Raw genomic sequence first — 23498 nt, 5'->3', positions numbered from 1 at the left:
CTCCTGTGTGTTCCGGACGTGCTAAGGGTTGAAGCGATCGGGCCAGCGCCAACGCGAAACCAAATAGGGTTTGTCTGCCTCAAAGGCGCGCGCAAGTATCTCTGGAGGGTTTTCTACGTTGGAGTTGGCTTGTATGTGTGACGCAACCCAGGCCAGATACAACGGGGTGAGCGCACCCAGAAGGTGTCCGCGGTTGATGGTACGCAGGCGGTGCGCGAGCACAAAGTCATAGACGATGCGCACCCACAACGTATCTGGCATGGTGAAACTCTCTGCGGGCAGACGGGACAGGTGCTTCAGGCCAAGAAGTGTTTGCGGCGGCAGTACGAGCGACCATAGCTCATGCAGGTTGCCGTAGCCTATGCGAAAACTCTCGATCAGCTCTGATGTTTCTTCCGGCGACACCGACGGTGCTGGAGCGTTCACGTCAGGCACGTCGTTGATCGAATGCATAACAACGGGCGGACGTGTGCGCTGCCAATAGCTGGCTTTCGTTTCAATTTCGGTGAACAGTGATGCAGTCAGCGCGCCGAGAATGGTGGCGAGGTCAGCCGTTGTTGGATGGGGTATTTCGCGAACACCGGAAGAAACTTCAGCAACTGAGAATCCGGCAGCCGCGGCTTCAACCGTTGGCCATAGTAGGGCGTCGGGTTGTCCCGTGGCTGTTTGTTGTTGGGCCGCTGCGGCCATACGTTCAGCCGCTCGTGTGGAAAGTGCAAGATCCAGCGCCATAGGAAAGGCGTTTCGCACGCCAAAGAGTGCGCGGGTGAGTGGATGAAGGATGGCCGCATTGATCAGACCGTCGTGAGGCCCGATGCTGTAGCGGGGAAGCGCTACGTCTGCATGTTCCATGAGGACGGCATCGAGCAGGCCGCGAATTGCGATCGGAGATAGCGAATGTGCTTCTGCACCCAGCAGCATGCCGCACGAAGCGTCGTGTGCCCGCATGACTTCGTACAAGCTCAGATATGCCGCGGAGGTTTGCACGGTCAATGTGTGGATGCTCGCGAGCGACTGGTACGGTTGCAGCGATAAGCCATCTTCATGCCATGAAGAAGCTTCGGGATCGGAAACCGGATAAGCGATCAGCGTGGATGCAGCCCGATCACCAAGGGCCTCACGCAACACCGCTAACAGCGGTTGCAGATGATCAAAGGGGGCATCGGCATACCATGATCCGAGACAGAGGACAGTCTCCGTGCTCACGGCATTGCTCGCCACCTGTGATTCCATGCGCATCTCCATGGCTGCGGTGGTACTCATGCCCGGCCTCCTGTCATATCCAGCAGACCAAGTATGCCAGCGAGCGGAATAGCAATCCAGTCGGGCCGATTATTTACTTCATAAATGATCTCGTAAAGCGCCTTTTCCAGTAGATAGGCTCGCAGCAGGGTTGCTTCCACTTCCGTGGTCGCACGGTGCGATGAAACAGTGGCTTGTCGATAGCCTTCAAGGAATGCATTTGCTGCGGCATGCTCCCACGCCTCGCGTTCTGCGGAGGGTTTCGTCCCAAAGCCCGCTGCCGCTGCATAAGAGAAAGAACGAAGCATGCCAGCGACGTCGCGCAGCGGCGATTGTTTCATCCGACGTTCCTGAAGTGAACGGGCTGGTTCCCCTTCAAAATCGAGCAGGACGAAGTCTTCTTTTGTGTGAAGTACCTGGCCAAGGTGGTAATCGCCATGGATCCGTGTGCGGATGCCTGCATCTGCTGCCGAAAGATGGCGGAGGCTTTCTGCAAGAGTGAACATGTCATCCCGACGACTGATGAGCGTTGCCACCGATGGGAGAAGGGCATCGGGCAATTTCGCGAAGCTCATCTTGAATGAGTTGATGGCAATGTTGATTTGCGATTCCAGACGCTCGCCATCCCGACCCAGAGCGTCGGTATCGGTTGTTTCCGCTGCAAATGCAGGATTGCTGGTCGGCGTGGCAAGTGCGCGGTGCATCTCGCCAGTTCGTTGCCCAAGCAATCGAACTGCATTGGCGTACGCAGGGCTGTCGGCTGAGTGACGGATTTGCGACAGCATCCACTCCCATCCGTCACCTTCATTCGCTATCAGGCCCTGCAGTAGGCCCAATGTGGTCGTATCACCATCCTTCGGGGTGTACAGCACTTCTCCTGCGAATGGAGCAATGTGTTGGAAATGGGCTGTTTCGGTTAGGAATCTGCCAATCTCCGCGTCGGGATTTTCGCCAGGCTGCAGTCTGCGGAACAACTTCAGGATGAACGAGGCACCGTAGAGCAGAGATGAATTACTTTGTTCTGCAGAAGTTTTGCGCGATGGAATGTTTTCTTCAGTTCCGCGCAGTGATGCAAACGCTGAACTGCGTTTTCCTGTAAGCGCACCTTGGGCATCGCTGGTGAGCGTCAGCTCGGATTCGATGATACGGAGCAATTCCTGGCGGACTTCTTCTATGACGAGGCCATCTACCAGTGCACCGCCTGTACCTATCCCCATCTGCGCCGCGGCAATGATGCTTTGTGGCGATTCTGCGCGAATGTTGTCCGCGCGTCCGGCCGAAATATAGGCAACGGGAAATGTATAGAGATCGCTATCGCCTTCGACGTAGCAGATTTCCAGAATCAGAATTGCCGCGTCGAATCGCTGCAGGGGAACGCTCCCTGTAATGCGAATCGCTTTGATGGTGCGTGCCTTTGCCCCGAACCATCGTTGTGTCAGCAAGAACTTGGGAAGGAACGTTTCCTGCAACAGCTCTGCTCCCGCTCCTGTGATGGCGCTTTGCAGGTTGCCAGCGGGCAGAACCAGCTCGGCTGTTTGCACGTCCAGCGTCGACGGAGTTTCTGATTCATCCTGTGGTGCAGGCTGCAGTTCCAGCCAGAGGAAAGCGTATGGGCCAAGCGTCACGGGATAAGGTTCATCGGTGATCTTGGGAAACGGTACGTACCCAAGCATCTCTACCGGAACCATTCCTTTGAAACGTGAAAGATCGAGTGTCACAGGCTGCGCGAAGCGCGACAGATTTGCAACGCACACCACGCGTTCTGACTCGTACTCACGGAGATACGCGAGTACTTTCCGATTCTCTGGTCGCAGGAACTCCTGTGTGCCGCGACCGAATACCTGGAACAGTTTGCGCAACGCAATCATGTTGCGTGTCCAATGCAGCAATGAGGAGGTGTCGCTTTCCTGCGCCTCTACGTTGATCGCTTCATAACCCCAAATGGGGTCCATGATCACAGGTGAATACAACTTAGCGGGAACGGCGCGGCTGAAGCCTGCATTGCGATCGCTGTTCCACTGCATCGGCGTACGCACACCGTTGCGGTCGCCGAGGTAAATGTTGTCACCCATGCCGATCTCATCGCCGTAATAAAGAATCGGCGTACCGGGGAAGGAGAGCAGAAGCGAATTCAACAATTCAATGCGGCGCCGATTGTTATCCAGAAGTGGAGCAAGCCGGCGGCGAATGCCAACGTTGATACGCATACGCGGGTCTGCCGAATAGGCCAGATACATGTAATCGCGCTCATCGTCCGAGACCATCTCCAAGGTGAGCTCATCATGATTGCGCAGGAAGATTCCCCACTGACAATTCGATGGAATATCCGGCGTACGCGCCATGATTTCTGTGATGGGCAGGCGGTCTTCCTGTCGCAGAGCCATGTAAATGCGCGGCATTAGCGGAAAGTGGAAGGCCATGTGGCATTCATCGCCGTCGCCAAAATACGGTCGCACATCTTCCGGCCACATATTCGCTTCCGCCAGAATCATGCAGTTTTCGTATTCCGACTCCATGACCGCGCGAAGTTCTTTGATGACCAGATGCGTCTCTGGAACGTTCTCGCATGAGGTTCCATCACGCTCGATCAGGTAAGGAATCGCGTCGAGGCGAAGTCCATCAACGCCCATATCCAGCCAGTAACGCATGATGTCGGCAACTGTTTCGCGCACTACCGGATTGTCAAAATTCAGGTCCGGTTGATGCGAGAAGAAGCGATGCCAGTAGTACTGTCCAGCAACCGCATCCCATGTCCAGTTGGATTTTTCTGTATCGGTGAAGATGATGCGGACACCTTCGTACAGCTTGTCCGTATCGCTCCACACGTACATGTTGCGTTCAGGCGACCCGGCCGGTGCATTGCGTGCAGCCTGAAACCACGGGTGCTGATCGCTGGTGTGATTGATGACCAGCTCGATCATCACCTGCATGCCGCGCGCGTGCGCAGCAGCAAGGAACGCCTGAAAGTCGTTGACGGTACCGTAAGCGGGGTTGACGCTCAGATAGTCAGAGATGTCATAGCCATCGTCACGCTGCGGCGAAGGGAAAAAGGGCAACAACCAGATGCATGTGACGCCAAGCTCCTGCAGATAATCCAGCTTTCCCATCAGGCCGGGAAAGTCACCAATGCCATCGTTGTTGCTATCAGCAAACGCTTTTACGTGCAGTTCATAGATAACCGCATCTTTGAACCAGAGCGGGTCAGTGGCGCTGCCGGACTTCTTCCTCTTCGGACGTACGATGCTTGCGCTCAATCTTCGGTACTCTCCGCGGCGGTATGTTCGGAAAGATGCTTGGGATGCAGTAACAGGATGTGTGCCGGCATTTTTTCCGGATTCAGGCTGACATAGTTATAAGACCCTTGCCACAGGTAAGTCTCTCCACTGAGAAGGTCGTGGGCCTCGTACTCACCCGCCAACGGCATGCCGAGGTCCATCAGTTGCAGGTCCGTCCATCCAACCTGAGTTTGATGTGGATCAAGGTTCACAATGGTCAACACTACATCGTCTCCTGCTCGTTTGCTGTAGGCGATGAGCGAATCATTGCCAATGCCGTGGAAGTGGAGAGAATCGTTGGTCTGTAAAGCTGGATGGGCGCTACGCACCCGATTCAACAGCGTGATCAGGGGTGCAATCGAAACTGGATCGCTGCGATCCCATGTGCGGAGCTGATACTTTTCGCTGTCCAGATACTCTTCGCTTTTGGGTTTCGCTGGAACGTGTTCGCACAGTTCATAGGTGGGGCCATAGATGCCGTAGCTGGCGCTCAGTGTTGCGGCAAGAATGACGCGTTGCTGAAAGGCTGCCCGGCCACCCTCCTGCAGAAATTCAACCAGAATGTCAGGGGTGTTTGGCCAAAGGTTAGGCCGGAAGAATTCGCTGACGGGAGGCGTCGTGATCTCCTGCATATATTGCGTGAGCTCGTGCTTCTCCGTTCGCCACGAGAAATACGTGTAGCTCTGCGTGTAGCCAATCTTTGCCAACCCGTACATCACGTGCGGGCGTGTGAATGCTTCTGCCAGGAAGATGACTTCAGGATGTGCGTGATGAATTTCGGCGATGCACCACTCCCAGAAGGGAATTGCCTTCGTGTGCGGATTGTCTACGCGGAAGATGCGTACGCCTTTGTCGATCCAGAAAAGAAAGACGTTGCATAACTCTTCCCACAGGGCACGCCAGTCGTCCGATTCAAAATTAATGGGATAGATGTCCTGGTACTTCTTGGGAGGATTCTCCGCGTATTGAATGCTGCCATCTGGACGAATTTTGAACCAATTTGGATGATCGTGAACCCACGGATGATCGGGGGCGCACTGGAACGCGATGTCTAGTGCGATTTCCATGTTCAGTTTCTGCGCTGTGCCGATGAGTTGTTCAAAATCGGCGAAGGTTCCTAGTTCACGCAGGATGGCTTTGTGGCCTCCATCACGATTGCCGATAGCCCATGGACTTCCCACGTCATCCGGCACGGCAAAGATGGAATTATTCCGACCTTTGCGAAATGCTGTGCCGATGGGATGAATCGGAGGGAAATAGACCACATCAAATCCCATCGCTGCTACGTCCGGAAGTAAAGCCATCGCATCGCGCAGCGTGCCGTGTCCGCCGTTAGCACCGCAGGAGCGCGGGAAAAATTCGTACCACGTGGAGAATCGCGCGCGTTCGCGATCCACCCAGAGCGGAAACCCTTTGGAGTACGTAGTGACGAAGCTTAAATCTGGGTATTGAAGTGCCAGGAGGATGAGGTCGTTGCTGAGAGGGAATTCATAGAAATTCGCGTTCTTTTCCGCAAGAAAACGAAGGGAGCTTGCCGCTCCTTTGAGAGTCTGCGCGTCTGAAGTGCGTGCGCGTGCTGAGGCTTGATCAAGCAGAATGGCGCCAGTACGAAGGGCCAGCGCGATATCGTTCGAGGGGGCTGGGGTGCTGGCTCCTGTGGGTGACTTTTGGGGCGCTTTCAGATCTTCCAGGGCAACGGTATTTCCGTCTGTCGCAGAACCACCCTCGTTCTGTTCAGGACCGCCGGGCATTTCGGTGGGGGTTGCTGTCGTTTGCGCGTCGATTCTCTTATGCAGATCGTGAACCCACGTGCCGAAATGATCGACCCATGCCTGCACGGTGTAAACCCACGGACCTATGGCATCCGCCGTAAACTCAGCTTCCCAGACATCATTGCCGCGTTCCATAAAAGGCGTGGTGCGCCAGGTCTCTTCTGACTCGCGGCGGTAGAGAAGTTTTGCTGCAACGTGATCGTGTCCATCCGAATAGATGGCCGCTGATATAAGAACGCGGTCACCTACTACGCGCTTGACTGCATGGCGTCCGCAGTCTACCTGCGGTTGCACATTTTCGATGATGACGCGGCTTCGGCCTTCCTTCGGCTTCAAGCAATTCCTCCTTGCCGTCCTTTGCAGACACTCCGTGGAGGCCGTTGCTGCATCCAATCACGCTGAGTCGTCCCAGCACGTCTTCAGGTAAGGATGCCGGAGATGAATCAGGCGTTTGCCTGCGTTGCCCTTATACCCCTTATCTACCGGGAGAAATTCCTTGACCAAGGAAGAACACAAAACAGAGAAGCCTCTACACGCGGCTCGGATTGAAGACTACGCCTTGATTGGGGATTGCGAAACGGCAGCGCTTATTTGCCGAAACGGGTCACTGGATTGGCTCTGTTGGCCAACATTTGCTTCCGGTGCATGCTTTGCGGCGTTACTGGGAACGGCGGAGCATGGTTATTTTCAGATTCGGCCATCAGAAGACGAAAGGGTGACCGGCGATGAATGGCGATACAAGCCCCACACTCTGATCGTGGAGAAGGTGTGGAAGACGCAGAACGGCGAAGTTCTTGTCAGCGACTTCATGCCGCCTCGCGGGAATAATTCAGATGTTGTGAGGATTGTGAAAGGGCTTCGCGGCTCTGTAAAGATGCGGATGGACCTCGTCCTGCGATTTGACTACGGCCGCACTATTCCCTGGGTAGAACGCGTGGATCATCACATGAGAGCCATCGCGGGACCAGAACTCGTCGTTTTGCGGACAGCGGCTCCTCTACATGGCGAAGACCTCACGACCGTGAGTGATTTCGAAGTCAGTGAAGGGCAAACAGTCTCCTTTGTGCTGTCGTATGGTTCTTCGCTTCAGGAAGCTCCTGTCGCATTCGATCCTCAGGATGCTTATCGCGACACGGAAGTCTTCTGGACGGACTGGACATCGCAACGAAAAGGCAGCACGGACTGGGAGGACTGCGTTGAGCGATCCCTCATTACCTTGAAGGCTCTGACGTATCGTCCTACAGGCGGCCTGGTCGCTGCGCCGACTACGTCATTGCCAGAGGAGATCGGTGGCATTCGCAATTGGGACTATCGATTCTGCTGGTTGCGCGATACAGCTTTCACTCTACTAGTGCTTCTGCATGAGGGTTACACAGAGGAAGCATTGGCGTGGCGCGGCTGGCTGTTGCGGGCCATAGCAGGTTCCGCGGAACAAATGCAGTCGCTCTATGGACTCGGTGGCGAGAGGCAACTGACGGAATGGCAGGCCGATTGGTTACCGGGATATGAGAATTCAATGCCAGTAAATATCGGGAACAAAGCAGCAGAACAGTTGCAAATGGACGTGTTCGGAGAAGTGATTTCGGCACTCGCGCGCACGCCGACACTCAAAGACGATATCTGGAGAACAGCCGTGCGTTCTCTGGTGGTCAACATGCTCGAACACCTTGAAAACATCTGGCGGCAGCCCGATAGTGGCATTTGGGAAACGCGCGGGCCACAACAGCATTTTGTGCATTCCAAAGTGATGGCTTGGGTTGCGTTCGCGCGTGCGATCGAAGCATACGAGCGCTCGGGCGATCCAGGTGATGAGACATTACGGCAGGCCGTGCAAAGGTGGCGCGGCGTTCGCGATGCGATTCACCGCGATGTATGTATCAACGGGTATGACTCTGACAGAAATACATTTGTGCAGGCTTATGGTTCGCACGCGTTGGATGCTGCACTGTTGAGGATTCCTCTTGTTGGATTTCTGCCGGCGAATGATCCGCGTGTGGTGGGAACCGTGCAGGCGATTCAAAAGGAACTGCAGAGGGGCGATCTTGTCCTCCGATACAACGTGGAGAGTGACGATGGTTTGCCACCAGGCGAAGGCGCGTTTCTTGCTTGTTCTTTCTGGATGACAGGCGTGATGTACCTGACGGGACAGAAAGAAGAGGCACGCGCCATGTATGAACGTCTGTTGAAGTTACGGAATCCGCTGGGGTTGATCTCCGAAGAATATGACATGCGAGAAATGCGTCAGGTAGGCAATTTCCCGCAAGCGTTCTCGCACCTCACGATGGCTCACGCGGCCACCATTCTCAGCGGTGGAAAAGGTCCCTGGAGCGAGGCTTTGGAGTTTGCATAACGCTGTTGAATCGGCGCAGAGTGGCGGCGACTGCCGCCGACTGACGTGGGCAGCCTCGCACCGAACAACCTCACACCGCTGGAGCGGCACCTAAGGGGGGAGAACCACAGGATCAGTACAACGAAAAAGGTTGCCACTGTGCGCGGCACGGAGCAGCCTGTATAGGAGACGATGCGCACACCGCTATCTACATATCGCCTGCAGCTGCATGCCGGATTTACATTTTCCCAGGCCATTGCAATTGCGGAGTACCTTCGTGATCTCGGCATTTCCCATGTATACAGCTCACCCTATCTCCAGGCGGGCAGTGGATCTACGCACGGTTACGACGTCGTCGATCATCATCGCGTGAACGCGGAATTGGGCGGGGCAGAGGGACACGAGGCTTTTTCGAAGAAGCTCGGACAGCTTGGGTTAGGCCAGGTTCTGGACATTGTGCCGAACCACATGTCCGTCGATCGCACGAATCGCATGTGGTGGGACGTTCTGGAGAATGGACCGTCCAGCCGTTTTGCCACGTTTTTCGATATCGACTGGAACTCCTCAGAAGAAAAGCTGCGCGATAAAGTGCTGATGCCGGTTCTTGGAGATCAGTATGGTCGCGTGCTGGAAAAGCGCGAAATACACATCGATCGCGAAGGCGTGCAGTTCAGAGTTCGTTATGGCGAGCAGGAATTTCCTGTTGCTCCACGTTCCTTGTATGGTCTTCTGGCGCGCGCTGCAGAGCTTGCACCTTCTGACACGCTGAACTTCCTTGCTGTTTCCTTCGCACGTTTACCTGCGCCCGATTCCACCGATCGCAGTGTGCAGCTTGCGCGGCATCGCGATAAGCAAGTGTTGCTTGGGCTGCTGCAACGACTGTGTCGCGAAGAAGAAGCCATCTGCCGTTCGATAGACGAAGCGCTTGCAGAACTGAATGGGAACATTGATGCTCTGGACGAAATCCTGAATGCGCAGAACTTCCGTCTTGCTTACTGGCGCACCTCTGATCAGGAACTGGGATACCGTCGATTCTTCGATGTCAACTCGCTCATCGGTCTGCGCATGGAGCGTGAATACGTCTTCGAAGAGACGCACGAGCTGATTTTGTACTGGCTGGACAAGGGCGTGCTGGATGGTGTGCGCATTGATCATCCTGATGGTCTGCGGGATCCCAAACAGTATTTGGAACGTTTGCGGTCACGATCCCCTCATGGGTGGATTGTGGTGGAGAAGATTCTGGAGCCAGGTGAGTGGCTGCGGCAGGATTGGCCTGTGCAGGGAACAAGCGGCTATGACTTCATGAATCTCTGCAATGGTCTGCTGGTGGATCCAAACGGTTTGCGCAGAATTGATGCCATCTATCGTGACTTCACGAACGAACAGGAAAGCTATGCCGATGTCATGTTCGAGAAGAAATCGAAGATTGCGCAGGAAACATTGGCAAGCGATGTAAATCGCCTGGCGAACATATTTGTTGCTATTTGTGAGAACAACCGCGATAGCCGGGACTATACGCGCGCACAGATTCGACGCGCGATTCGTAACGTTGCGGCGTGTTTCGATATCTATCGAACCTATGTCGTGTGGACGCCGGAAGAGCAAGAGATTACGGATGAAGATCGCGAACACATCGGTAAAGCGATTGAAGAAGCGAAGCGGCGGAAGCCAGACATTGATGCTGGCCTGTTTGATTTCATGCGCGACGTTCTGACATTGAAGATTACGGGAAAGTTGGAAGGCGAATTCGTCGCGCGTTTCCAGCAGTTCACCTCTCCAATCATGGCGAAGGGCGTGGAAGACACTGCTTTCTATACCTTCAACCGACTTACCTCGTTGAACGAAGTGGGTGGCGATCCGGGCCTGGATGGCAACAGCATAGAGCAGTTTCACGCTTACAACGCGCACATGCAGGCGACCTTTCCCACGACGATGTTGACGTTGTCCACGCACGACACCAAACGTGCGGATGATGTGCGCGCAAGAATTGCTGTGTTGGCGGAGATGCCTGCGCGTTGGGCCGCAAAAGTAAAGCGATGGTCACGTGTCAACGCGAAGTATCGTACGGGCCCGTACCCTGATCCGAATACAGAGTATTTCCTGTACCAGACGTTGATAGGTGCATGGCCCATTCCTGAAGACAGGTTGAAGCAGTACATGCAGAAGGCCATGCGCGAAGCAAAGCGCATCACGTCATGGCTGGCAAACCATCAAGCCTATGAAGATGCTTTGAACTTGTTCATCGAACGGATTCTGAACGATGCTTCATTTGTTGCCGAGATGGAATCGTTTGTGCAACGCATTCGTCGCGACGGATGTGTCAATTCATTGGCGCAGACGCTGCTGAAATGCACCTCGCCGGGCGTTCCCGATCTGTATCAGGGTGCTGAGCTCTGGGACTATTCGCTGGTAGATCCGGATAATCGCAGACCGGTGGACTACGATCTGCGTCGCAACATGCTGGCTGAGCTTCGGAACCTGTCACGTGAAGACGCTGCACGTTTTGCGCTGGCTCATTTTGAGCAGGGATACCCCAAGCTTTGGGTGATTTTGCAGGCACTGCAACTTCGTTATGAGCGTCCAGCATCTTTCGATCAGTCCGCGACGTATGAACCGCTTCTCCCATCGGGATCAAAGGCGGATCACGTGATCGCTTATGTACGTTCAGAAGATGTAATCACGGTGGTGGCGCGATTCCCACATAAATTGGACAACAACTGGAGCGGTACGGTGCTTGCCTTACCGCCGGGCAAGTGGACGGATCGCATGACGGGTCGTATACACACCGGTGGTGCGCAGATTCGCATCAGTACACTGCTTGATGATTTTCCTGTTGCGTTAATGGTGCGTGACAGCGAGACGACCGACGGTCGTGACGTAAGAAAGACGCGCGGTCGCGACTTGACCGTTTAATAGCTAGGCATCTGAGAAACGAGAAGCGGCGCACGAAGAGCCGTGGGGAGGATTTGTGATGCATCATTTTTCGGTTTGGGCGCCTCGGCGCAACAAGGTATCCGTACGCGTAGACGGCGTGGATTATCCGATGGAGGGACCGTCACAGCGAGGCTTCTGGAAGACCGACGTGGAAGCAGCGGGCCATGGCAGCAACTATGCCTTTCTTCTCGATGACGATCCACGACCATATCCCGATCCACGTTCGTTTTGGCAGCCGAAGGATGTGCATTCTGAATCGCGCGTGCTGGATCATTCTCATTTCCCATGGACTGACGAGAAGTTTCGGCCAATTCCCCTTCCTTCTGCGGTGATCTACGAGATGCACGTAGGGACGTTTACGAAGGAAGGAACCTTCGAAGCAGCGATTGGAAAACTCGACTACCTTTTCGAGCTGGGCATTACTCATATCGAACTGCTTCCCATCTCATCGTTTGAGGGAAAGTTCTCGTGGGGTTATGACGGTGTCTCGCCTTATGCGCCAGACGAAACATACGGTGGCCCAGATGGAGTGAAGCGGTTTGTCAACGCGTGCCATGCGAAAGGGCTCGGCGTCATCCTGGATGTGGTCATGAACCACTTTGGGCCAGCGGGCAATTACACGCAGATGTTCGGGCCGTATTACACGGATCGTCATCACACACCGTGGGGCGCGGCCATCAATCTGGAAGCGGGTGGAAGTGACCAGGTGCGTCGTTTCTTCATCGATAACGCCATCATGTGGTTGCGGGATTACCACTTTGACGGCTTGCGCCTGGATGCAGTGCACGAACTGATTGACCGTTCCGCCATGCATTTCCTGGAGCAACTGTCGCGTGAGGTAGAGGACCTGTCGGCATCGCTGGGTCGCTGCCTATTCCTGATCGGCGAAACCGATTTGAATGACCCGCGCTTCGTCACCCCACGTGAGGCAAATGGTTTTGGTTTGGACGCGCAATGGAGTGACGACTTTCACCACTCATTGTTCACGCTGCTACGCCATGAGCCGCATGGCTATTTCGAAGACTTCGGCACGATTGAAAATCTGGCGACCACGCTTCAGCAAGTGTTTCTGTATGACGGTCGCTACTCCCGTTTCCGCCAGCACAATCATGGACGTCAGATTCACAAGATCAGCTTTCACCGTTTCCTTGGCTACATTCAGAATCACGATCAGATCGGCAATCGCGCCAACGGCGAACGGTTGGAACAACTGGTGGGCATGCGAAAGGCGAAGCTGGCAGCGGGAGTTGTCATGACAGCTCCGTTCCTTCCCATGGTGTTTATGGGAGAGGAATGGGCGGCTTCCTCGCCGTGGATGTATTTCGCTGATTTCCAGGACGAAGAGCTGCGCAAAGCGGTTCGTGAAGGCCGCAAGAAGGACTTTCAAGCATTTGGGTGGACGGAGGATGTGCCTGCGCCGGAAGATCCGAAGACATTTGAAGCTTCCATTCTGAAATGGGACGAGTTGCAAGAACCGAAGCATGTCGAAATGTATCGCTGGTATCGCGATCTGATCCATCTTCGTCGCAGAATGCTGGCTTTGAATCTTGGCGATTTCGGTCGCATGGTGGTGCATTGCAATGAAGAGGAGCGGTGGATTTACACGGATCGTGGCAATGTGCGGACAATGATGAACTTTGCGGAGACAGCGACCAGCTTCGCGGTGGAGCCGGGATCGGAACTACTGTTGTGCAGCGATGTTGCTCCCGACCGGAAAGAGGACTTTGTTCAGCTTCCGCCGCTAAGCATGGCTGTGTATCACTGGCCGCCGCAGCCGCTGGATCAGGACCCACCGGAATAGCGGATGGCGTTGGATTGCTGAAATGACAGGTTGCGCCGTTTTTTGCCAGAAATAGCTTTTTCTAACGAAACTTTCACAAGACACGTCCGTATTTCTAAGTGAGTACAGGATTTCCGCACTCCTGGAAGACCCTTTCATCACTGGAGCAGGACGTTGAACCATCGCTGGATGCAGTCGGGGACGCTACAAACGATTTCACGGAGACTGGCGCTGGCCGCCGTCATGGGCGCTACAATCGCGCCTTTGGCATGGACTTCGGTCGCGTCTGCGCAGGCCGCACCCGCAGCCGGTCGCGTGCTGGGCACGGTGAAGAGCATCTCTGGCAACACTCTGACCGTGGTTCCGGACGGCAGCGCTGCTGCCACGACGGTAACGGTTGGAGACGGCGCCCGAATTCAGCAGAGCGCAGACATGAAGACCGTTTCCGCCGCGACGCTGGATCAGCTCGCAGTGGGTGACCGTGTTCTGGCCACAGGAACTCCCGGTGATGGTGGAGCGCTGACGGCCACCCGCCTCATCATGATCAAGTCCGCGGCCATTGCGCAGCGCAATGCGGCTTCGCAGGCGGATTGGGCGAAGCGTGGTTCAGGCGGCATCGTGAAGTCTGTGGATGCGGGTGCGAACACCATCGCCATCAGCTCCGGCAAGAAGGACGTGACCGTGACCACCACGGGCAGCACCATTTATCGCCGCTATGCTCCGGGATCGGTCAAGTTTGAAGAGGCGCAACCCAGCACGCTGGCTGCGATTCAGTCGGGAGACCAGCTTCGTGTGCGTGGTGACAAATCGCCGGACGGCACAAACATTACCGCCGATGAGATTGTGTCCGGCACCTTCAAGAATCTCTCCGGCACGATTGTTTCCATCAATGCGGCCGCAAATAGCTTTGTAATCAAAGATCTGGCCACAAAGAAGAACGAAACTGTGCTCATCAGCGATGCCAGTGATCTGCACGCTATGCCGCCGGAAATGGCTGCTCGGTTCGGCGGCGGTGGTGCGGCTGGTGCGCGTCGTCCTGGAGGCGAAGGAGCCCCCGCGGGCGGCGGTCAGGCTGGCGCTGAGCGTCCTGCCGGTCCTCCGGCAGGTGGTCCTCCTTCGGGTGGTGCCCCGTCGGGTGGCCCCGGCGGTTTCGGCGGACGTCCTGGCGGACGTGCTGCTGATTTAGCTACCATGATTCCGCGTCTTCCCAAGACGACCTTGGCAGCCCTGAAGCCGGGAGAGGCCCTGATGATTGTGGCCTCGGGCAATGGCAGTGCCGGTCCGTTTACGGCAATTACGCTGCTGAGCGGCGTAGAACCCCTGCTGACCGGACCTGCGGCCAGTGAGATGACAATTTCGCCCTGGAGCCTTGGCTCTGGCGGCGCCGAGGGTGGTGGGGGCGGACCGCAATAGCGTTTCGCCTCTCAACCGCGAGATAGACCAACAACTCCTGTGCTGCGGCGGTAACACCGAAGCATACACACTTCACCTTCTTTGAGGGTCATGATGAACTTTTGCCTTACAAGCTCTCGACGACTGTCGATTGCAATTCTTTCGGTAAGCTTGGCCGGTAGCGCAACCCTTTGCGCGCCGATGGCGTATGCCCAGACGGCATCCGCGGCCACTGTTACAGGATTTGTGCTGGATCCGGATCAGGCTGCGATCCCCGGCGCCACAGTGACACTGACGCCCGCTAAGGGCCAAGCGCTGGTGACCACCTCCGGTGCGGATGGAGCGTACACGTTCCGCAATGTTCCGTCCGGCACCTACTCTGTGACGGTTACGATGCAGGGTTTTGCTTCGTTCGTGCGCCAGGGTGTGCGAGTGGGCACGGCAACCGTGAACCTCAATACGGCCATGACGGTTCAGGCAGAGTCTACGGAAATCAACGTGACCACGCAGAACACGCAGGTTTCCACCGATCCGGATTCCAACGGCAGCTCTGTCGTCATCAAGGACAAGGACCTGGAAGCACTCTCTGATGACCCGGATGAGCTTTCCAGCGAGCTGTCGGCACTGGCCGGTCCTTCGGCGGGTCCGAACGGCGGACAGATTTACGTGGACGGTTTCACGGGCGGTACGCTTCCGCCGAAGTCTTCGATCCGCGAAATCCGCGTGAACCAGAATCCGTTTTCGGCTCAGTTCGACAAGCAGGGCTTTGGTCGTGTGGAAGTCTTCACGAAGCCGGGTACGGACAAATACCACGGTAACTTCAGCCTGCAGGGCAACGACAAGTCGTTCAATACGTCCAGCCCATTCCTCGGTGCCGCAAACCAGCAGCCGGATTATCACCGCATCTTCTTCATCGGATCGCTGACTGGTCCCGCGACCAAGACCAGCTCGTACTCCATTGCCGGTAGCTACCGTGACATTGAAGACAACAGCATCTTCGCTGGACAAATTATCAGCACAGGCCCGGCTTCCAATGTGCTTTGCCAGCCCGGCGATCTCACCTGCGCTCTGAACACGTTTCCGGATGCGTCGCGCGCAACGTTCCATCCACAGAAGCGCTGGGATCTGACCCCGCGTTATGACGTGGCCCTGGGCGAGAAGAATACGCTGACGATCCGCTATCAGTTTGAGCACAACACCGCCAACAACGCTGGTCTTGGTTCCACGTCGCTGAACACCACGGCCTACAACACCGGAAGCCACGAGCACCAGCTCACCATCAGTGACACGCAGATCATCAGCAGCAAGCTGATCAACGAAACGCGTCTGCAACTGGTTCGTGAGATCACTTCACAGGCGCCCCAGACTACAACGCCTACATTGACACTGACTGGCTACTTTACGGGTGGTGGTTCCAGTGCAGGAACCCAGAACAGCACGAACGATCATCTGGAACTGCAGAACTACACTTCGATCGCTCTGCAAAAGAACTTCATCCGCGCGGGCGTGCGGTTGCGTGTCAACCGCGAAGCCTTGTATTCCAATGCAGGTTCAAACGGTGCGTTCACCTATGGTCCCACCACCAACTGCACGACCACGACTACGGTGACGACCTGCACTCCTACAACATCGGATTACAACTACGTCCATGGTCAGCCGTTCCAGTACCGCGTCACCACGATTAATAATCCACGCGCGGAACAGTCGCTGACAGATGTTGGTTTCTATGGTGAAGATGATTGGAAGATCAAGCCGAACATGACGCTGAGCTATGGCGCACGACTGGAATCTCAGGGTGCGATTAATAGCAAGGCCGATATCGCTCCGCGTGTCGCTCTTTCCTACGGTGTTCCTTCGAAAAAGGGGAATCCTGGTACTGTGATTCGCGCCGGGTGGGGCATCTTTTATGACCGCTTCAATCTGAGCGATGTTATCCAGACGCAACGTCAGAACGGCATCAACCAGATCACGAACATCTATAGCGGCCCTCGCAACGCGGATGGCAGCGTTGGTGCAATCACGACAAATTGCGGCCCTTCCAATCCCGGAAATTGCGGCACGGGAACAGCCGGTTCGAAGACGATCTATCAGCTTGGTCCGGATCTGCGTTCTTCTTACAACATGCAGCTGGCCCTGGGAGCCGATCAGCAGGTGGGCAAGCGGTCTACGGTCTCGTTCAACTACCTGAACACGATCGGCGATCACATGTATATGTCGCGTTCGATTCCGACAGCAGCTGGAAACTACGTGTACCAGTACCAGTCTGGCGGTGTGTATCGCCAGAACCAGCTCATCGTGAATGTACGTACGCAACTCAGCCCGCGCTTCTCGCTCTTCGGCTTCTATGTCTATAGCAATGCGAAAGCGAACACGAATGGCGCGGATTCCTTCCCGACGGACAGCCTGAATCCGAAGACAGATTACGGTCGTGCACTGTTCAATGCCACGAACCGCGTCTTCCTCTTCGGCAACTGGAATGCGCCGTACGGAATCAACCTGAGCCCGTTCTTCAGTGTGAACTCCGGTAGCCCGTACAACATCACGACCGGATCGGACCTGAATGGCGACACCATCATCAATGACCGTGCTGGTTTTGCGAACGGCATCTCCGGAAACTGCAAAACGGCTACGGACTTCATCGCGACTGGCGTTACTTCCGGAAACCGCGTTCCCCAGGGCTATTGCACCGGGCCGTCGAATGTGCAGGGTAACCTGCGTGTCGTGAAGGTCTTCGGCTTTGGCGCTAAGACAGGCGCTGCAGCTCGTGGTGGCCGTAACGGACAGAATGGCCAGAACGGCCAAAATGGTCCTGGCGGTGGAATGCCTCCGGGTGGTGGCGGTCCTCGCGGCGGTGGTGGTGGCGGTCGTGGACCTGGCGGTCCTGGCGGCTTCGGCGGCGGCGGCGCATCCTCAGGACACAAGTACACGCTCAGCGTAGGCGCACAGATTCAGAACCTGTTCAACTACGTTCCGTACTCCACTCCCAACGGCTCGCTGAGTTCGTACAACGCGGATCCTTCGAAGAACCTCTTCGGCAAGTCCACCTCGTTGTCCAGCATGGGACCGGGCGGCAGCTCCGCCGCAGTCCGTACGATCACGCTGCAGATGAGCTTCAACTTCTAATCGGCAAGTAGACAAATGAAAGAGGCGCACCTTGCGGGTGCGCCTCTTTCTTGTTTTGTAGAAACGGACTATTTGCCGAGCGAGACTGTCTTGGCAACCAGAAACTCGCGCATGCCCTGGCTGCCAAGTTCCCGCCCATATCCGGAGCGTTTCGCGCCGCCCACCGGCAGCCGTGGGTCATCCGCTGGAAGCGCATTTAACGCAACAAAGCCTGCATCCACACCGTGGATGAGCTGCTGCTGTTCCCCTGGTTCTTTCGTCCATATGGAAGCAGCGCGTCCCATCGGCGTGTCATTCGCGATTGCGATGGCATCCTGCAGATCGTTGGCTCGGAACAGCATACAGAGAGGACCCGAGAAAGCATCGCGTGCCACCGCAGAGTTTCGCGGGACGTCGGCGAGCAATGTCGGCTCGAAGAAATTTCCGCGGCCCACCATGCGGGTTCCACCGGTCAGAAGGCGGCCACCCGCGGTAACTGCCGCCTTCACCTGCTCCTCCAGAAGCTTCACCGCGTCGGCTGTTCCCAGTGGGCCTATGCGCGTCTCTTCTCGCAGCGGGTCTCCTACAGATAGCGATTCCACAGCGGCGATGAGTCGTCCCATGACCGCTGTATACATCTCAGAGTGCAGGATCACGCGTCGAACGCTGTCACCCCTGCAGATGGCGTCAATCACGGCAGCAATGGCGGCATCCTGATCGGCAGAAGGCATTATGATCATCGGATCGTTGCCCGGCAGTTGGAGAGCGCTTTTCTTCAATTGCCATCCGGCTTTTGCCGCCAGTGCGCGCCCGGTGGCTTCCGTTCCGCAGACAGATACTGCGGCAACGTAATCGTCCGCCAGCGCCGTCTCCACCAGTCTGTCTTCGATTAACAGGGCAGTGACAGCGCCACGGGGAAATCCAGCGCGTCGCACCAGTGCCTCAATGCGAAGCGAACACTGCGGCACACTTCCAGCGTGCTTTAACAACAAGGTGTTTCCCGCAACCAGGGCGGGTACACAAAAGCGGAAAGCGTGCCAAAACGGAGACTCCCACGGCAGGACGACCAACACCACGCCAATGGGACTCCATTGCACGTAGGCATGCTCCCCCTCTCCGGGCAGAAGTTCAGGAGCCAGCATCCGCACGGCATGTTCGACATAGTAACGGCATGCGTCAGCGCATCGCGCCACTTCGGCTGCAGAAGCAAGAATGGTTTTCCCCGTCTCCTGCGTAATGGAGCGCGCTAGTTCTGAACCTTCTTCTTCGAGAAGAGAGGCGAGTTTTCGTAGGCATAGGAGACGATGTTCAAGGGGAAGCATGCGTTGGAGGGTGGCCGCTTCATGGGCTTGCGCAATGCGTGTTCGCAACGCCTCTTCGTCCCACATCTCAAAGGTGCGGAGCACGTCTCCTGTTGCCGGATTAAGGGACTGCAGTGGCATCAAACTCCTCGGCTGCTAACTCTGACGGCATACCCGTGACAACCGCGCGGCATACCGTTGCACCGGCGTATGGCTCCGGTCTCCATCGCATCTACGGTAGCAAACCCAGTCTGCAGTTGGCTTTCCACTTCACCACTCGGGCGAAGGTTTTATAGTAACGGGCCGGACCATGACGGTGCCCTGAACTCGCCATTCTCATGGCGCCCTGCGATACTTAGGGGGAGGCATTACCGAATGAGCAATACCGTTTCCCCCGATCCGAAGTTCATGCGCATGGCAATTGAGCTGGCAACAGACAATGTCATTTCGGGTAACGGCGGGCCGTTCGGGGCGGTAGTAGTGCGCAATGGAGAAGTCATCGCTGCTGGGGCAAATACTGTTACCAGCACGAATGATCCCACGGCACATGCCGAGGTAAATGTGATCCGCGCGGCGTGTGCGAAGTTGGAGACCTTTCAGCTTGAGGACTGTGACATCTACACCTCATGCGAGCCCTGTCCCATGTGCATGGCGGCGCTCTACTGGTCGCGATGCCGGTCGGTTTTTTATGGGAATACCAAAGCCGATGCAGCCGCGATAGGGTTTGACGATCAGTTTTTGTATGACGAAGTCAACAGGCCGCTCGAACAGCGACGCATCCCGTTTCAACGCATGTTGCCGGACGAAGCCATTCGCTCGTTCCAGGCATGGCAGAACAGCAATGAAAGGATCGACTACTAAACACTATGGCGAAGCAGACTGCGGCAAAGGCGGCAACAAAGGTTGCAATTCTCGGCTTCGGCACGGTGGGGTCGTCGGTGGCGCAGTTATTGCGCGGCCAGAAGTTCCCTGGCATCGAACTTACGCATATTTACAACCGCGGCGTGGAACGCAAACGCTCTGGCGCGACGGCCAAAGGCCTGAACAGCGGGATTGTCTGGACGGAAAACATTCAGGACATCCTGAAGTCGGATGTCGATGTCGTCATTGAGACCATCGGTGGTATCGATCCCATTGAAGGCTGGCTGCGTAAGGCTCTCAGCAGCGGCAAGCACGTCGTCACCGCGAACAAGCAATTAATCGCTTACAAAGGCGCAGGCCTTGCCAAGCTGGCGCGTGAGAACAATCGCGTCCTGGTTTACAACGCCGCAGTTGCCGGTGGTGTCCCGGTCATTCCGGCTACGCTGCATGGCTTGCAGGGCGATCGCATTACGCGTCTAAGCGGCATTCTGAACGGCACCTGCAACTTTATGCTGTCGCACATGGAGCAGGGGGCGGAATACGCGGATGTGCTGAAGCAGGCGCAGGCGGCGGGCTACGCCGAAGCTGACCCCACGGCGGACGTGGATGGTTACGATGCGCGCGCGAAGCTCTGCATCCTGGTGCGTGCCGCCATGCAGATTGGTATCAACCCCGATGAAGTGCCTGCGCAGACCATCCGCAACGTGAGCGCCGTGGACTTTGCCTATGCAAAGGAACTTGGCTGCACTGTTCGACAGATTGCACGTGCTGAGCTTCGCGCTGGCGTGCTGCGTGCACGCGTCGCGCCCATGCTGGTGCCGAAGAGTTCTCCCATTGCCTGGTCCCACGGTACGCAAAATATGGTCGTAACGTCCGGTGAATTTGGTGGCGATGTTGTTTTCAGTGGACACGGCGCTGGTGGCAACCCAACGGCGGTGGCCATCGTCAGCGACCTGTTGGCCGTGGTGCATGGTTCAAACTCGGTAGCACTGCCGGTCAAGAAAAAGGCCGTTACGGGCGAGTTCCTGGCACCGCACTATCTCCGCTTCATCGTGCGGGACAAGCCGGGCATAGTGTCGGCTATCTCGGGTGCTTTGACCAAGGTGGGGGCGAACATTGACAGCATCCTGCAGCGGCCCGGCTATCCCAAGGATGCGCTACCCTTCGTTGTTACCACGGAACCCACGTTGACCTCCACGGTGGAGGCCGCGGTAAAGGCCATTGCCAGAATGAACACGATGCTGGAGGCGCCGTTGTGCCTGCAGATGCTCGTGGACGACGACAGGGCGGAAGACTAGCTCCTATTCGGGCTTCTGCGCTTCTTCCACGGCGATGCTTACATTTTCGTGCTTGATATCAAGTCGGAGACGGTTGTAAAGGCTCATGTAAACGTTGGCGAGGTAAACCAGCGCGAACTCAGCGAGAACGTAACCCCGCCAACCGGAGTACAACAGTTGGAAGTGGGTAACAAGCAGCACCAGTGCGGTGACGTAATGGCTGAAGCAGTATTCGCAGGTGAAGAGGTAGAAAAACTTCCGTCGCGGCAGGGAACGTGCGTTCTGGCTGAGATCCTTGCAGTATTCGCGCGGTTCGCGAAACACTTCTTCATGCGTCACTGTCCAACTCATGCAGGCAATGGGGATGGCCAGCAGAATCAGAATGGCGGCCTGATGGGCCAGGGTTTCGGGCAGCATTTCAGGAATCATTTATCTCGCAGCCGACGCGCATTGCCGTTATGGCATCTTTACCGTAGGATGCGCTTTGCACCTTTAGGATTGTGATCGGATGGACTGGAAAAGCAGAAAAATTGCAGCAATCGTGGAAGCCGCTCTCGCGGAAGATAAGGCCACCAGCGACGTCACGACGGCGCTGGCAATTGATCCGAATCTGCGCGCATCCGCGGCGATCCTCGTGCGACAGGATTGCATTATCTGTGGCCTGGGCGTAATTTGCGCTGTGTTCGACGCATTTGCAGCGATGCAGACGCGTAGTGGACAGAAGAGCAGTGGCCGCTATGAGGTCATCAGCCATTCAGAAATGTTCGATGGCGTACGTGTGCGGAAGGGCCAGACCGTGGCCGTTATCCGGCATTCCGCAGCGGCCATCTTTTCCTGCGAGCGCGTCATTCTCAACCTGATGCAGCGCATGAGCGGTATCGCCACCCTGACGAATGAGTTTGTGCAGCTCACCCAGGGAACACACGCGAAGATTCTGGACACCCGCAAGACGGTACCCGGCTTACGACTGTTGGACAAGTACGCTGTGACTTGCGGCGGCGGTGCGAACCATCGTTTGGACCTGCAGGACGGCATCATGTTGAAGACCAGCCACGTGGTTATCGCAGGAGGCATCACGAAAGCCGTACAGCGAGTGGCAAACGCACGCAAACCGGGACAGAAGATCGAGATTGAGGTCCGCAGCCTGGAGGACGCGGAGGATGCGGTCGCGGCGGGTGCCGATGCTCTCCTGCTTGTCGGTTTGTCGCCAAAGCAGACTACCGAAGTCGTGGAAGTGATGCGTGCGAAAGCGCCGAAGGTGGTGCTGGAGGTTGCGGAACACATCTCACTGGAAAATGCACGGGAGTACGCGGAAACGGGCGTGGACTTCCTTTCCGTGGGTGCGCTCACGCGATCGTCTGTAGCGGTGGATTTGAGCATGCGTATTACGGCGGATGTGTACTGAGGCGATGGGTAGTTTTGCTGTCGGTCGTGTGAATGAAGCCCTGCAAGGAACCATCTTCCACGGCAGACTGCAGCACTTCGCCACCATCGGCAGCACAAACATACAGGCGCTCGCCGATGCGCAGGCAGGGGCGGAATCCGGCAAGGTTTACATTGCAGACGAGCAGACCGCAGGGCGAGGACGCGGCGGTCACACGTGGCATTCAGAGCCGGATCGCGGCCTCTATCTGACCATGCTGGTGCGACCGGCATTGCGAAGCTCCGAAGTACTGAAACTCTCCATGATCACGGCGCTGGCTGCCGTTGAAGCAGTTGGACAAGTTACCGCGTCACGCATCACGGATATTCGGTGGCCAAACGATCTGGTGACAGGTGCGAATCCTGCACGCAAGGTGGGTGGCATTCTGACCGAGGCGGTTTCCACACCATCCGGCGAACTCCGGCACGCGGCCATCGGGCTTGGGATCAACCTGAACCAGCTGGAATTTCCTGCGGAACTTGCCACTGTTGCGACGTCATTGCGTCGTGAGCTGGGGGTTAGCGTGAGCAGGGAAGAGCTTGCCATTGCCCTGCTTCTGCAGATGGATGGGGAATTGCGGCAACTTGACTCGGACAGCAATGAGGTCTTCCATCGTATGGAACAGAAAAGCTCATGGGTGCGCGGCAAGCGCGTTCATGTAGCGGAGCAGGAAGGCTATACTGGCAAAACCGCCGGACTCACAACCGAGGGCCTTCTCCGCATCCATTGCGACGACGGCACTGAACGAGTAGTGCGCCATGGCGGAGTTCGCGAGTTGTGAAACAACCGACGACAAGCAGGGAGTAAAGG

At 56.3% G+C, this 23498-nt stretch carries 14 protein-coding genes; 9 read left to right on the top strand and 5 right to left on the bottom strand.

The window, feature by feature from the left end; translation table 11 throughout:
- Positions 1-21: 21 nt before the first annotated feature.
- The 3 genes from M504_RS06975 to M504_RS06965 are packed head-to-tail and all read right to left on the bottom strand — an operon-like array spanning position 22 to position 6625.
- The gene (locus tag M504_RS06975; protein WP_047489473.1) at positions 22-1263 is read right to left on the bottom strand and encodes a hypothetical protein; all 1242 of its coding nucleotides are present in this window, start codon (positions 1261-1263) and stop codon (positions 22-24) included.
- Positions 1260-4496 carry a maltose alpha-D-glucosyltransferase gene (gene treS / locus M504_RS06970; RefSeq protein ID WP_047489470.1) on the bottom strand — a complete coding sequence of 1079 codons (3237 nt, stop codon included), beginning with the start codon at positions 4494-4496 and terminating at the stop codon, positions 1260-1262. Before treS ends, M504_RS06975 begins: the two co-directional genes overlap by 4 nt.
- A complete protein-coding gene (locus M504_RS06965) occupies positions 4493-6625 on the bottom strand; it encodes a maltotransferase domain-containing protein (RefSeq protein WP_047489467.1) in 2133 nt (710 codons plus the stop codon). The genes treS and M504_RS06965 overlap by 4 nt, the downstream gene beginning before the upstream one ends.
- A gap of 115 nt (positions 6626-6740) precedes the next feature.
- Here M504_RS06965 and M504_RS06960 point away from each other — a divergent pair, with 115 nt between their 5' ends.
- The 5 genes from M504_RS06960 to M504_RS06940 all read left to right on the top strand — a co-directional run bounded on the left by M504_RS06960 (position 6741) and on the right by M504_RS06940 (position 17847).
- Positions 6741-8639 (top strand): glycoside hydrolase family 15 protein, encoded by a 1899-nt coding sequence (locus tag M504_RS06960; protein ID WP_369792893.1) that lies wholly within the window; start codon positions 6741-6743, stop codon positions 8637-8639.
- A gap of 171 nt (positions 8640-8810) precedes the next feature.
- Positions 8811-11531 (top strand): malto-oligosyltrehalose synthase, encoded by a 2721-nt coding sequence (gene treY, locus M504_RS06955; protein WP_047489464.1) that lies wholly within the window; start codon positions 8811-8813, stop codon positions 11529-11531.
- Between the two features lie 58 nt (positions 11532-11589).
- A complete protein-coding gene (gene treZ, locus M504_RS06950; RefSeq protein WP_047489461.1) occupies positions 11590-13353 on the top strand; it encodes a malto-oligosyltrehalose trehalohydrolase in 1764 nt (587 codons plus the stop codon).
- Between the two features lie 153 nt (positions 13354-13506).
- Positions 13507-14745: a DUF5666 domain-containing protein gene (locus M504_RS06945; protein WP_232296192.1), complete on the top strand. Its 1239-nt coding sequence runs from the start codon at positions 13507-13509 to the stop codon at positions 14743-14745.
- Positions 14746-14835: 90 nt separating this feature from the next.
- Positions 14836-17847, top strand: a complete 3012-nt coding sequence (locus M504_RS06940) for a carboxypeptidase-like regulatory domain-containing protein (RefSeq protein WP_232296191.1) — start codon at positions 14836-14838, stop codon at positions 17845-17847.
- Between the two features lie 68 nt (positions 17848-17915).
- Here the strand turns inward: M504_RS06940 and M504_RS06935 are convergent, their stop codons facing one another.
- Positions 17916-19268, bottom strand: a complete 1353-nt coding sequence (locus M504_RS06935) for an aldehyde dehydrogenase family protein (RefSeq protein ID WP_047489455.1) — start codon at positions 19266-19268, stop codon at positions 17916-17918.
- A 234-nt stretch (positions 19269-19502) separates the two neighbouring features.
- Here M504_RS06935 and M504_RS06930 point away from each other — a divergent pair, with 234 nt between their 5' ends.
- Both M504_RS06930 and M504_RS06925 read left to right on the top strand, forming a co-directional pair.
- Positions 19503-19988: a nucleoside deaminase gene (locus tag M504_RS06930; RefSeq protein WP_047489452.1), complete on the top strand. Its 486-nt coding sequence runs from the start codon at positions 19503-19505 to the stop codon at positions 19986-19988.
- 5 nt (positions 19989-19993) lie between these two features.
- Complete coding sequence (locus tag M504_RS06925) at positions 19994-21286, top strand: homoserine dehydrogenase (protein ID WP_047489449.1); 1293 nt, start codon at positions 19994-19996, stop codon at positions 21284-21286.
- Positions 21287-21289: 3 nt separating this feature from the next.
- Here the strand turns inward: M504_RS06925 and M504_RS06920 are convergent, their stop codons facing one another.
- Positions 21290-21694, bottom strand: coding sequence for a hypothetical protein (locus M504_RS06920; protein WP_047489446.1), 405 nt, complete (start codon positions 21692-21694; stop codon positions 21290-21292).
- Between the two features lie 79 nt (positions 21695-21773).
- On the opposite strand from M504_RS06920, the gene nadC reads away from it, so the two are divergent.
- Both nadC and M504_RS06910 read left to right on the top strand, forming a co-directional pair.
- Complete coding sequence (gene nadC, locus M504_RS06915; protein ID WP_047489443.1) at positions 21774-22670, top strand: carboxylating nicotinate-nucleotide diphosphorylase; 897 nt, start codon at positions 21774-21776, stop codon at positions 22668-22670.
- Between the two features lie 4 nt (positions 22671-22674).
- Positions 22675-23469: a biotin--[acetyl-CoA-carboxylase] ligase gene (locus M504_RS06910; RefSeq protein ID WP_047489440.1), complete on the top strand. Its 795-nt coding sequence runs from the start codon at positions 22675-22677 to the stop codon at positions 23467-23469.
- The last annotated feature ends 29 nt before the right edge of the window (positions 23470-23498 follow it).

Origin of the sequence: Terriglobus sp. TAA 43 (assembly GCF_000800015.1) — a bacterium.
In the GTDB taxonomy this organism is placed as follows: domain Bacteria; phylum Acidobacteriota; class Terriglobia; order Terriglobales; family Acidobacteriaceae; genus Terriglobus.
This window is presented reverse-complemented; position numbering and strand designations above follow the sequence as displayed.

What these genes read in the sequence shown, in the direction of transcription:
- M504_RS06975 (WP_047489473.1), bottom strand. Translation starts at nt 1,263, where the DNA reads ATGAGTACCACCGCAGCCATGGAGATGCGCATGGAATCACAGGTGGCG.
- treY (WP_047489464.1), top strand. Translation starts at nt 8,811, where the DNA reads ATGCGCACACCGCTATCTACATATCGCCTGCAGCTGCATGCCGGATTT.
- treZ (WP_047489461.1), top strand. Translation starts at nt 11,590, where the DNA reads ATGCATCATTTTTCGGTTTGGGCGCCTCGGCGCAACAAGGTATCCGTA.
- M504_RS06940 (WP_232296191.1), top strand. Translation starts at nt 14,836, where the DNA reads ATGATGAACTTTTGCCTTACAAGCTCTCGACGACTGTCGATTGCAATT.
- M504_RS06935 (WP_047489455.1), bottom strand. Translation starts at nt 19,268, where the DNA reads ATGCCACTGCAGTCCCTTAATCCGGCAACAGGAGACGTGCTCCGCACC.
- M504_RS06930 (WP_047489452.1), top strand. Translation starts at nt 19,503, where the DNA reads ATGAGCAATACCGTTTCCCCCGATCCGAAGTTCATGCGCATGGCAATT.
- M504_RS06925 (WP_047489449.1), top strand. Translation starts at nt 19,994, where the DNA reads ATGGCGAAGCAGACTGCGGCAAAGGCGGCAACAAAGGTTGCAATTCTC.
- M504_RS06920 (WP_047489446.1), bottom strand. Translation starts at nt 21,694, where the DNA reads ATGATTCCTGAAATGCTGCCCGAAACCCTGGCCCATCAGGCCGCCATT.
- nadC (WP_047489443.1), top strand. Translation starts at nt 21,774, where the DNA reads ATGGACTGGAAAAGCAGAAAAATTGCAGCAATCGTGGAAGCCGCTCTC.
- M504_RS06910 (WP_047489440.1), top strand. Translation starts at nt 22,675, where the DNA reads ATGGGTAGTTTTGCTGTCGGTCGTGTGAATGAAGCCCTGCAAGGAACC.